The sequence below is a fragment of the Pseudomonas sp. IT-93MI4 genome (assembly GCF_949767635.1).
In the GTDB taxonomy this organism is placed as follows: Bacteria; Pseudomonadota; Gammaproteobacteria; order Pseudomonadales; family Pseudomonadaceae; genus Aquipseudomonas; species Aquipseudomonas putida_A.
Genome location: NZ_CATKPP010000005.1, coordinates 130,235 through 141,791, shown reverse-complemented (window position 1 = coordinate 141,791; position 11,557 = coordinate 130,235). Strand labels below are relative to the sequence as shown.

The window sequence follows — 11,557 nt, the reverse complement described above, 5'->3', positions numbered from 1 at the left end:
GTGTTCCTCAGGCGCTTTTCAGTTCGTTCCAGGCCTGCATGAACGCAGCTTCCTGAGGATGTACGGTGGAGTCGGCGTGCACGACGAGGTTGATGATTTCGTCGAAAATCGCAATATCTACCCCTGAGTCTTGCGCCAGGGCATAGGCTTCACTGACGGTGGGAGGCTCGCGGTAGAGCGATTCGATGCGTTCAAGCACGACCGGCGGCGTGGTGCCCGAAGCAAGCCCGGCAATGAACAGTTCAATGCCTTCGCGCTCATCATCACCGATGCCTCCGTCGCAGTGGGCGGTTGCGACGGCTACGGCATGCAAGGCGATAATGGCGTTGAAATGCTTGCCGGCCGCCTTGAGACTCTCAAGGGCGCTGGCCAGATTTTCCTGAAGTACGCTCACTTCTGCCACGTGCTCGGCTTTGGCGTCTTTGCGACCCTCCTCGTAGCTCGCCTTGCGCAACTGGGCGTCACCATCGAGGTTTGCCCCAACCATCGCACCGGCGACACCGACACCCACTGCGGCAGCAAGGGTGCCTGCTCCTGCAAGGGAACCAGCCAATGACGCGGCACCCAAGAGCGAACCTCCCCCTGTAAACGGGGCAGCAGCGACGGCACCGACGCCGATGGCCGCACCACCGAGCACCTTCCAGTAATTGAGTTCCTTTTCGCCAGACGCGACGTCATCGACGTAATCGCAGGTGGCATCAAAGCCTTTTGTCACGGTTTCACGTGTTGTGTCATAGGCATCGAAGACCGCGTCCCCGACGGTTTCTGCTGCCTGGGACAGCGTTTCAACGGTGGCCTCATAGGCGTTGGAAGCGGTTTCGGAAACGACGTCGGCGACAAGCTCCGCAACGTTGCCGACTGACTCGCGCGTTGTGTCGTAGGCATCACTGAGCACATCAGCGGCATGTGACGCGGTGCGGCTGGTGGACTCGTAAGCATCGGATACGGTATCGACGACCTTGTCAGCGACTTCGCTGACAGTTTCTTTTGTCGAGTTGTACGCCTTGGACAAGGCGTCACCGATGCTCGAGAAAATCCAGGTAGTGCCTAGCGCATCGCGTGGCATCTGTGCGCGATCCTGACTCAGAACGTTGGCGCCGTAGCCTTGGCCGGATTGCAGGAAATTGCGTCGATACACAGGTAAGCCATCCATGGTGGAAAAAGAGAGAGGAGATTCTCCATGATGGCTGTTTGATGTCAATATGCCTATTGGGTAATGGTCTATTGCAATTTCAAGGGAAGGCATCGATGACGAAAGAGTACGCGGAGTACGAAGTTCAACGGGCACTGCATTACGTATGCTCGGCCGAAAGTCACACGCAAGCACTGGAGCGCTTCAAAGAGGAAGTCGAGTTGCTCGGTGACTGGCGCATCATGTATGCATCGGCTGAATCAGGCGGGCCGTTTGCATTGGAGCGAGAGCAATTCAGTGGCCAGGGATTCGTTTCTACCATGCTGCGTGGCAAATCCGTCTGGATCATCGACAAGACTTCTGCATTGTCCGAGACGCGGGTGAACTACATGTTGGTCAGTTCGCTGTTCATGGATTCAAACACGGCCAGTTATATCCGGAAGCTGTCATATGTCGAGTCTGTTTCCGAGGAGCTCGAGGCCATTCGTGCAGACTTGCAACGCACATTCTGCGCAGACGATCTCGCGCGGTTGAACTCTTACATTTACCTGTGCGAAGCACAGAAAAAATGGATACCGAAAACCCGCCAGCGCTGCAAGGAAACGATCGCCGCTGTATACGCTCTCTCGCTTGATGAGGCCCCGCTAAGTGAAGGCTGGGGGACGCGTTATCGTAATCGATACCAAGATCAGGCCGAAACCTGGGCGGAGAACTGGATCGCAGGTTTTGAACAGACTCGGGAGGGGGGGCTGGATGTTGCCCTGACTCAGCAAGTTGCTGCGGCCGAGTGCATGATTCTGCGAGCGAAAATTCTGGAAAACAGCTCAACCGCATCGCCAGAAGCGAAGATGGAGGCGTTGCTCAAATTCATGCACGATGAACTGCGCATCTTCATGCTGCGTGAGCTGATTGTTTGCGCGGATATTCTCTTTCATACCCAAAAAACCTCACTGTCCAGGAAGCTCAATTCGGTTCTGGACAAAAAAGACCCGTTGCTCTTTATCAATAATTGCGCCTGGGATCTGTACATACTCAGAATCATGGAATCGTTGGCTAATCCCCAACGATTGAAGGGAGCTGATTTCTGCCTGGATCGGTTGATCACCTTCGATGAGGACCTCGCGGATATTATGCGCCTGACGGAGTTGCGCGCTGTCGCCGTTCACCTCGGTTCCCATAGAGCCTATCCGTTCTTCAATAGTGAGTTGACCGGCTGGCTGGCAGGGTTGATCGGCCACAGGCGCATGGCCGCCTTTGCTGAAAATCTTCAGGAAGAGGCTTTCAATCACCGCGCCGATTTCAGGAGTGTGGAAAATGTACAGAGAGTTCTGGCGCAGGATCGGCTTCGGCTGATGGAACTGAAAGCACAGAAACTTGGCAGGCCCTTGAAAACCTAAACATTGAGTTGATTTTGCAACTGCGCAAAAAGTTGCGCAGTTGCTTCGCCAATTTCACCCGAGAATTCCCTTCAAGCCTCTCTAAACCAAGCCCTCCAGCCAAGTGCGCAAGAAGTTGCACAGTACTGCGCAACTTTTTGCGCACTTTTTTCTGTTTATCGAAGTTTAAAACGCCGGAACGCGAAGGTGTTGCCGCCAACCCCTTGATCTGTAATGGCTAGATGATGGCTGGCACGGAACTTGATCTCTGAGCAGGCACCCGGGCAGGCAATGGTGCCTGTCGGTTGTGTATTTTCGAGCAAGGAGAGCATCCCCATGGCAACACCAGCGTACATGTCCGTCACTGGCGAAAAACAAGGTCTGATCACTGCCGGTGCGTTCACCGCCGACTCCGTGGGCAACACCTTCCAGGAAGGCCACGAAGACCAGGTCATGGTTCAGGCCTTCACCCACGACGTGATTATCCCGCGTGACCCGCAATCCGGTCAGCCAACCGGTCAGCGTGTGCACAAGCCAGTGGTCATCACCAAGGTATACGACAAGGCTTCGCCTCTGCTGCAAGCGGCGCTGACTTCCGGCGAGCGCATGAGCGAAATCGTTATCCAGTGGTACCGCACTTCGGCTCAAGGTACTCAAGAGCACTACTACACCACCAAACTGGAAGACGCGATCATCGTCGCCATCAACAACAAGATGCACAACTGCCAGGACCCGTCGAACGCCCACTTCACCCACCTGGAAGAAGTGCAGTTCACCTACCGCAAAATCACCTGGACCCACGAAGTATCCGGTACTTCGGGTTCTGATGACTGGCGTGCTCCAGTCGTTTAATCGCGACTGATGGTTGTACCACCCCGGCCAGTGCGGCTGGCCGGGGTGGCTTGTACCTACAGATTTTTTTGCGTGCGCCACGCTTCATGGAATGGCGTCAGTCGCAGCATTGCGCGAGGAACAAGGGATGTTCTCACCGGCCAATCAGCCTCATTTCAATCTGACCATCGATGGTGCGGACAGCGATTTCCAGGTGCTGTCGTTCACCGGGAAAGAGGCGCTCAACACCCCCTTCGAGTTCGAGCTGGAACTGGTCAGTGAGAAAGCCTCGATCAACCTCGAAAGCCTGCTGCACAAACTCGCGTTCCTGCAGCTGTCGCCCAGCGGCACGGGGATTCACGGGCTGATCTACAGCATCGCCCAGGGCGAGGCCGGCAAGCGCCTGACCCGCTATAAAATCTCCCTGCGCCCGCAGCTGTCGTACCTCGCGCATCGGGTCAACCAGCGCATCTTCCAGCAGATGACCGTGCAACAGATCATCAGCAAGGTCCTGGAAGAACACGGCATCCTTGCCAGCGACTATCACTTCCAACTGAGCGCGATTTATCCGGAGCGCATCTACTGCGTGCAGTACGACGAAAGCGATCTGCATTTCGTCCAGCGCCTGTGCGAGGAGGAGGGGATTCACTACCACTTCCAGCACACGGCCAGCGGCCACAAACTGATGTTCGGCGATGACCAGACGGTGTTCCCGAAACTGGCGCCAGTGGCCTATCAACAGGACTCCGGACTGGTCGCCGATCAACCGGTGGTCAAGCGTTTCGGCCTGCGTCTGGTCACGCGCACCAGCCGCACCACTCGGCGTGATTACGACTTCGTCAAACCGAAGATCGAGCTGGAGAGCGACGCCAAGAGCAGCGCCCAGCCGGATCTGGAAGATTACGATTACCCAGGGCGTTTCGTTGACCGCGAGCGCGGCAAGCACTTGGCCAATCGCGCACTGGAACGCCATCGCACTGACTATCGTCTGGCCGAAGGCAACAGCGATCAGCCGATTCTGGTCAGCGGGCATTTCCTCGCCCTCACCGAACACGCCAACCCGACCTGGAACGATCTGTGGCTGCTCACCGAGATCTTCCACGAAGGCAAACAGCCGCAAGTGCTCGAAGAGTCGGTGACCAGCGACACCACCGACAACAAGGACGATTTCCACCAGGGCTACCGCAACCGCTTCAACGCGATCCCGTGGGACGTGCCGTACCGGCCGCCGCTCGATCACCCGAAACCGAAAGTCCTCGGCACTCAGAGCGCCGTGGTCTGCGGCCCCGAGGGCGAAGAGATCTACTGCGACCAGTACGGTCGGGTGAAGGTGCAGTTCTTCTGGGACCGCGAAGGCGAGCACGACGACAAGACCAGTTGCTGGATGCGCGTGGCCTCGAACTGGGCTGCCGAAACCTTTGGCGCGATCAACATTCCGCGGGTCGGCATGGAGGTGTTGATCACCTTCCTGGAAGGCGATCCCGACCAGCCGCTGATCACCGGTTGCCTGTACCACGGCGCCAACCTGCCGCCGTACAAACTACCGGACTTCAAGACTCTGGCCACGGTCAAGAGCAAGGAATACAAGGGTAGCCGCGCCAACGAACTGCGCATTGATGACACCACCAGCGAGATCAGCATCGCGCTGCGCAGTGATCACGGTGCGAGTGCGATCAACCTCGGTTACCTGACCCACCCACGCCCGAGCGGCGGGCAGCCGCGTGGCGAAGGTTTCGAGCTGCGCACCGACCGCCATGGCGCGGTGCGTGCTGGCGCCGGTCTGTTGATCACCACCGAGCCGCGCCCGAACGAATCGAAGCACCACAAAGACCTGCCGGAAACCGCCGAGCGCCTCGCCACCGCGAGCGATCAGCAGGACGGTTTCGCCACCCAGGCCAAAGAGCTTCAAGCGCAGGAGGCGGGCGATCAGGACGACGTGGCCAAGGCCTTGCACGCGCAGCATCAAGGCGTGCTCGGCAGCGGCCCGGCGAACATGACTGCCAATGAATTCCCTGAATTCACCGAGCCGCATCTGGTGCTCGCCAGCCCCGCCGGTATCGCCCTGACCACGCCGCGCTCCAGCCACATCGCCACCGGCGAACACCTGGCGCTGAGCAGCACCGGACACACCAGTTTTTCCATAGGCAAACGCCTGCTGGCCAGTGCCAGCCGTGGCATGCGTCTGTTCGTGCAAAGCATGGGCTGGCGCCTGGTCGCGGCCTCCGGCGACATCGACGTCAAGGCTCTCAAGGACAGCATCAACCTGCTGGCCAAACTCAACATCACTGCCAATGCTGACCGCATCACCATCACCGCCAAGACCGAACTGGTGATCCAGGGCGGTGGCAGCGCGACGACCTACAACGCCGGCGGCATCACCCACGCCACTACGGGCCCGTACACCGCGCACGCGGCGAACTTCGCCTATACCGGCGCGAAAAGTCTGGCCGGGGTGTTCCCGGAACCGCCAAAACCGGGCAAAGGCAATCTGGAACTGTTCAACCAGTACGCCGGGCGCCAGGGCATCAAGGAAGGCGACTACGAAGTCATCGACGCCCTCGGCAAAAGCATCAAGGGCAAGCTCGACGCCAAGGGTTTCGCCAGCGTTTCTGGCGCTGCACCAGGCCCCGCGCGCGTGTTGTTCGGCAAGGATCCGGCGGACACCTGGAGTGAGGGCAGCTACATCGGCAAAGCGGAGTGGCCGCTGAAACCGCCAGCCGCAGAAGACGTGCCGAGCCAGGTGCAGGCGATGGTAGCGCAGGTTCTGCCGAACAAGAACTGGGACATGCTGGAGAAGGGCAAGGAACTGGCGCAGAGCGGCATGGGCGCCATGCAGACCGCACAGGGCGCGATGCAGACGGCGCAGCAGGTGAAAGGGGCGGTGCAGGGCGGGGTGGCCGGGTTGCCGAAACTTGCCAGTGCGGCGCTGCCGAGTGCATCGAGCATCCTCGGCGCAGCGAGCAAGGCAGGCAAACTGCCAAGCCTCCCGGCCCCGTCCTTGCCCAAACCATCGCTTAAGACGCCTGGCCTGCTAAATGGGGAGGTGCTCTCATGACTGAGACAGCCGTTGCCAAGAAGCGCGAGCCGCAGGTCGCTATCGTTCCGCTCAACACGCTGGACGTGCAGGACGTAGGTCGTGGTGCCGCCCGGTTTGATGCCTGGCTGCGATCCATCAGCGGTGGTGTCGTCACGCTCGATCGAATCAAAGGAGTTGCCGGGTCGCTGCCGGTTGTCGGCAACATCATGGCGCTGGTCGATGCGCTGGGCGACATCGTCACGCTTACCAGAAGCAAGCAGCGGGAGTTGCTTGATTGGGTCAGCCTGGGGATCAACCTGATCGGTGTTTTACCTGCGCCTCCGACCATGGCGGCTGCTCGCATGAGTTTGCGTCCGACCTTGTTTCTGGTACGTCAGGAATTGCGTAACAGCGTCAAGATGCTGTTGGGCGATTCAATGATCGAAGTGCTGGTCGGGCATTTGAACGCAACCATCGTCGGCACGATCGATGACTTCGTGAAACAGGCTCAAGGCAAACTCTCGGGCATTCTCGCCGATGCAGGAAAACTCGGCGAAAGCGCAGTCACCGAAATTGCCAAGGGTCTTGAGGCCGTTGTAAATGGCAAGCTTGATTCAAAAGGCGATGCGCGCGCGGCTGGACAAAAGATCACGGCGGCGGGCAATCAACTGCTCAGCGATCCCAAAGCGGCAATCAGTAATATCTTCGGGGCTGCATTCAGTGCCTACAAAGCCGTAGGTAAAGGGGTTGCCAACAGCGCGGCGAAGAATCTTTTGCCGGATCAGGCCAAAAAACTGGTGATGACGCACACCGGTTCATTGAGAGCGATGGGGCCTGAGATCAAAACCCAATTGAGCAAGTTGGGTGACCCGGGAACGCGTCACACGATTGGTTGGTTGTTGCAAATGCTCAGCGGTGCTGTGTTGACGTGGCGCAAGCGTCGTGGGCATGGACAGAGTGCCAGCGTTAAACCCAACGCCACCAGTAAGGCTCAGAACAAGGCAGGTGAAGGGCGACTCGAGGCCAGCAGCCATCAGGCTCCTGCTAACGCCAACGCTAATGGCAAAAAAAATGGTGCTTGTGCGGGTACTTGCAACAGCATCAGCTTTGCGTTGGGATCCGAGTCACTGAGCCATACCGATTTCAGCCTGCCGGGTCCATTTCCTGTCGAGTGGGTGCGCACCTACAGCTCCCGGTTCGATGCTTTTGACAATGGCGAATTAGGGGCACGGTGGGTAACAGAGTTTACGACCCGATTCGACTGCAAGGACGATGGACTGGTTTTTTTTGGAGCCGATGGTCGTAGCATCGATTTCCCCCTGCCCAAGCCAGGCCTCTTTCACTATGACCCCGTTGAAAATCTCACGCTGGTTCGTTCCGCTGAGGATCAGCTGCTCGTTTGCTTCGGTTTCGAGCGCAAGGAAACCTATGTCCGTCGTGGTCGTTCCTTTTGGCTGACGGATGTCAAAATGCGCAGTGGTGCCGGGCTGATGCTGCATTACGAGCATCGTCATGGGGACGCCCTCGTATTATCCGACCTGATCACCTATCAAGGTGACGTCACGAAAGTCCACTTGCACGTCGGAACGCTGCTTGATGATCAAGGACGCTTGACCGGTCTCTGGGAGATTCGTGACGGCGCGCCTGTACGGCAATTGTGCCATTACCAATACGACCTCCATGGCGACTTGATCCAGGCGCAGGATGAAAACGGTGCGGCCTGGAGTTATCAGTATCAGCATCACCTCCTGACTCGGTATACCGACCGCACCGGCCGCGGGTTGAATCTGCAGTGGGATGGCCACACTTCGCACGCCCGGGCTGTGCGCGAGTGGGCGGATGACGGCAGTTTCGATACTCGCCTTGAATGGGACGAAAACATCCGTCTGACTTACGTCACTGATGCCCATGGCAACGAGACTTGGCATTACTACGACATCAAGGGCTACACCTACCGGATTCGCTATGCCGATGAACGTTCAGAGTGGTTCTTTCGCGATGATGCGAAGAACGTGATTCGTCACGTTCATACAGATGGCACCACCGATCGCTACAGCTATGACGAGCGCGGTAATTTGCTCGAGCACATCAGCCCTGACGGCAGTGTCGCTCACTACGCCTACGATGATCTCGACCAACTGATCAAGGTAAGTGATGCAGAAGGTGGTCAGTGGCAACGAGCTTACGATGACGCCGGCAATCTGGTGGAGTCGGTCGATCCGCTTGGCAACAAGACGGAGTACGCCTATGACAAAGCAGGTCAGTTGATCGCTATCAAGGATGCAACAGGCAACGAGAAAACGCTTGAGTACAACGTTGCCGGTCAGCTTCTCAAATATACCGATTGCTCCGGCAAGACCAGCGAATGGGAATACAACGATCGCGGTCAGATGATCTGCTTTACCGATGCAGCAGGGCAAAGCACCGAATATCAGTACAAGGCCGGGCATGTCGCCTTGATAACGCATCCGGATAAAACCGAGGAGCGGTTCGAGCGTGATGCCGAAGGGCGTCTGCTCGCTCATGTTGACGGTCTGGATCGCTGTACGACGTGGAGCTATAACGCGGCTGGTCTGGTTGCCGAGCGAGTAGACGCCTGCGAGCAAACGCTTCGTTACCGTTGGGACCTGCTAGGCCGTTTGATAGCACTCGAAAACGAAAACGAGCAGCGCACCCGGTTTCACTATGATCCTGTCGGAAGATTGCTCGAGGAAAAAGGCTTCGACGGTCTTGCCACACGCTATCAATACGACGCTGAGAGCGGGCGGTTGGCGAGCGCCATCAGCGGTGAGCGCATCATTTCGATGGCGTTTGACCCAATGGGGCGGCTTGTTGAACGCCATGCGAGCCTGGGCAATGCGACTCAAAGCGAATCCTTTGCGTATGACGGTAATGGCAACATGGTTTTGGCCACGAACGACCAGAGCCGGTTGCTGTGGTTCTATGATTCGGCCGGTAATCTGATCAGAGAGCACCAGCATTATCAGGATCTGGATGCACCGCTCGTTGCCATCTGGAGGCATGAGTACGATGCCCTCAATCAGTGTGTCGCCACGACTCGTCCGGATGGCCATCGGGTGAGTTGGTTGACGTACGGCAGTGGGCATTTGCTCGCGTTAAAACTGGATGATCACGAACTGGTCGGCTATGAGCGAGATGATTTACATCGCGAAGTCGCTCGTTATCAAGGGAATCGCCTGCGCCAGACGCAAAAGTGGGATCCGGCAGGGCGGCTACAGGAGCAACTGCTCGGTCGAAGCGACGACAATTCGACGTTGCTCAAACGCCAGTACCAATATGATGCGGTCGGCCAGTTGACCGAGCTGAACGATACGCGTCGCGGACCGCTTACCTACCGTTATGATCCGGTCGGGCGACTGATCAGCGCAGCAAGTCGCCTAGGCGTTGAAAACTTCGCGTTCGATCCCGCCAGCAACCTGCTCGACGAGAAGGTGACAGAAGTGCGCCGGCCTCTTGATCAGGCCCCGGCACGTAGTCGGTTGGTAGACAATCTTTTACGTGAATACGTCGGTACTCATTACGAGTACGACGATCGTGGCAACCAGACATTGCGTTGGCACAATGGTCGACGCAGTCGATTGCAATGGGACCTGTTCGATAGGTTGGTGCATTTTGAAGATGATCGTCTTTCGGTCAGATACGCCTACGATGCCTTGGGTCGCCGGTTGTATAAGCACTCCACAGCCCATTATGTGAACCGTCCTGAAGCAGGTTCGCACTGGAATAAAAATGAGCAGGGGCGCATTCAGCGCTTGCTTGGCTGTGGCTTGACCTTGTACGGGTGGGACGGGGACAACCTTTCCTGGGAAAGCAGTCCAGCCCCTATTGATGGGGGGACAGGTCGCACCGTCCATTACGTTTATGAGCCCGGCACATTCGTACCGGTGGCTCAAGCCCTCACACACGCCTCGATTGATCTGTTGAGTCAGCCTGAATATGTCGGCGGCGACAATCTTGAAGATGATCCGCTGTGGAGTCACGCTCCTGAAGCACAACCGTTCGATGCCCTGGCCTGGTATCAGTGTGACCATTTAGGCACACCATTGGAACTTACCGATCAAGACGGTGAGATCGCCTGGAGCGCTCAATACAAAGCGTGGGGGCAGGTGAAAGAACAGACATCAGCCTCGGCAGTGCGGCGCGGGCTGACTAATCCCATTCGTTTCCAGGGTCAGTACCACGATCACGAAACAGACTTGCACTACAACCGCTACAGGTACTACGACCCCCATGTAGGTCGCTTCATCTCGAAAGACCCGATAGGTCTGATGGGCGGTATCAACCTTCATCAATACGCGCCTAACCCGACGCAGTGGGTGGACCCTTTAGGTCTGGTCAGAAAACCGCCATCCAAGCGCGCGCTGAAGGACGGTGCTGGAGCCTCCGCTAAAGACATCGCTGCGAGCAAGGTCGGCGGCGGTAGTCGGAAAGGACAAGCGGCATGTCGCAAAAAACTTATTGCCAAAAGCAAACCGGTGGGTGTGTACAAGTGCTGGCGGTGCGGGCATACCTCTAGCAATCCTGATGACATGCACTTGGGGCATAAAAATGTGGCGACCTCGAATGGCGGCAACCTGGCCGATGTCAACGTAGATCTTGAGGGCGCATCGTGTAACCTGAGTGCTGGAAACAGCGGTTACGTGAAAGAAGGGATGTCGTGTGTCGAACGTGGAAGTTGTGGAGCGCCATATGGACGATAAAGAATTGCCTGTTCTGATTGAGGTGTTTGTATCAGATGACGATGGCCCTGTATTCGAGGAGCTCCCTGCAATCGCGATGGGGCAGGATACTTATCAGCTGCTGTCCTCACCTGGTCTTGCGTTGAATTTGGCTCGAGGTGATGTCATCTCGATAAAAAACAAAAACACCCACGCTGAAGTCCTGAAGCGCGGAGGGAATTTTTGTATTCATATCTACGCCGACTACATCCCCGAGGACGTCATTGCACAACTGGAAACTGATGTCGGCAATGAACTGGGTGGAACGCTGGATGGTGTTTTCGAAGGCAACCTGTCACTGGCTGTGCCGTCAAGCAATGGCATGGACAGCATCAATGCGTTTTTTGATCGATTCCGCGAGAAAACCGGACTCGAATGGTATTACGCCAACATCTATAAAAACATTGATGATGAAGATGATGAAACGCTGCTCAATTGGTGGCTGCAGAGCTGACTGATAGAC

General features: G+C 57.1%; 6 protein-coding genes. 5 read left to right on the top strand and 1 reads right to left on the bottom strand.

Annotation, left to right across the window (positions count from 1 at the left end; all coding sequences use genetic code 11):
• Positions 1-7 precede the first annotated feature (7 nt).
• Positions 8-1,138: a hypothetical protein gene (locus tag ACM6I7_RS04780; protein WP_049827938.1), complete on the bottom strand. Its 1,131-nt coding sequence runs from the start codon at positions 1,136-1,138 to the stop codon at positions 8-10.
• A 110-nt stretch (positions 1,139-1,248) separates the two neighbouring features.
• Between ACM6I7_RS04780 and ACM6I7_RS04775 the strand changes: the two genes are divergently transcribed.
• The 5 genes from ACM6I7_RS04775 (at position 1,249) to ACM6I7_RS04755 (ending at position 11,548) form a co-directional block, all read left to right on the top strand.
• Positions 1,249-2,529 (top strand): hypothetical protein, encoded by a 1,281-nt coding sequence (locus tag ACM6I7_RS04775; protein WP_049827939.1) that lies wholly within the window; start codon positions 1,249-1,251, stop codon positions 2,527-2,529.
• A 315-nt stretch (positions 2,530-2,844) separates the two neighbouring features.
• Positions 2,845-3,360, top strand: a complete 516-nt coding sequence (locus ACM6I7_RS04770) for an Hcp family type VI secretion system effector (protein WP_027613808.1) — start codon at positions 2,845-2,847, stop codon at positions 3,358-3,360.
• Positions 3,361-3,487: 127 nt separating this feature from the next.
• Positions 3,488-6,394 (top strand): type VI secretion system tip protein VgrG, encoded by a 2,907-nt coding sequence (locus tag ACM6I7_RS04765; protein WP_414888060.1) that lies wholly within the window; start codon positions 3,488-3,490, stop codon positions 6,392-6,394.
• The gene (locus ACM6I7_RS04760; protein WP_414888059.1) at positions 6,391-11,076 is read left to right on the top strand and encodes an RHS repeat-associated core domain-containing protein; all 4,686 of its coding nucleotides are present in this window, start codon (positions 6,391-6,393) and stop codon (positions 11,074-11,076) included. The genes ACM6I7_RS04765 and ACM6I7_RS04760 overlap by 4 nt, the downstream gene beginning before the upstream one ends.
• Positions 11,066-11,548: a DUF4265 domain-containing protein gene (locus tag ACM6I7_RS04755; protein WP_097089968.1), complete on the top strand. Its 483-nt coding sequence runs from the start codon at positions 11,066-11,068 to the stop codon at positions 11,546-11,548. The genes ACM6I7_RS04760 and ACM6I7_RS04755 overlap by 11 nt, the downstream gene beginning before the upstream one ends.
• Positions 11,549-11,557: the final 9 nt, after the last annotated feature.

Bases quoted from the DNA above. Each gene is read 5' to 3' on its own strand.
- ACM6I7_RS04775 (WP_049827939.1), top strand. From the start codon at position 1,249: ATGACGAAAGAGTACGCGGAGTACGAAGTTCAACGGGCACTGCATTAC.
- ACM6I7_RS04755 (WP_097089968.1), top strand. From the start codon at position 11,066: ATGGACGATAAAGAATTGCCTGTTCTGATTGAGGTGTTTGTATCAGAT.
- ACM6I7_RS04760 (WP_414888059.1), top strand. From the start codon at position 6,391: ATGACTGAGACAGCCGTTGCCAAGAAGCGCGAGCCGCAGGTCGCTATC.
- ACM6I7_RS04765 (WP_414888060.1), top strand. From the start codon at position 3,488: ATGTTCTCACCGGCCAATCAGCCTCATTTCAATCTGACCATCGATGGT.
- ACM6I7_RS04770 (WP_027613808.1), top strand. From the start codon at position 2,845: ATGGCAACACCAGCGTACATGTCCGTCACTGGCGAAAAACAAGGTCTG.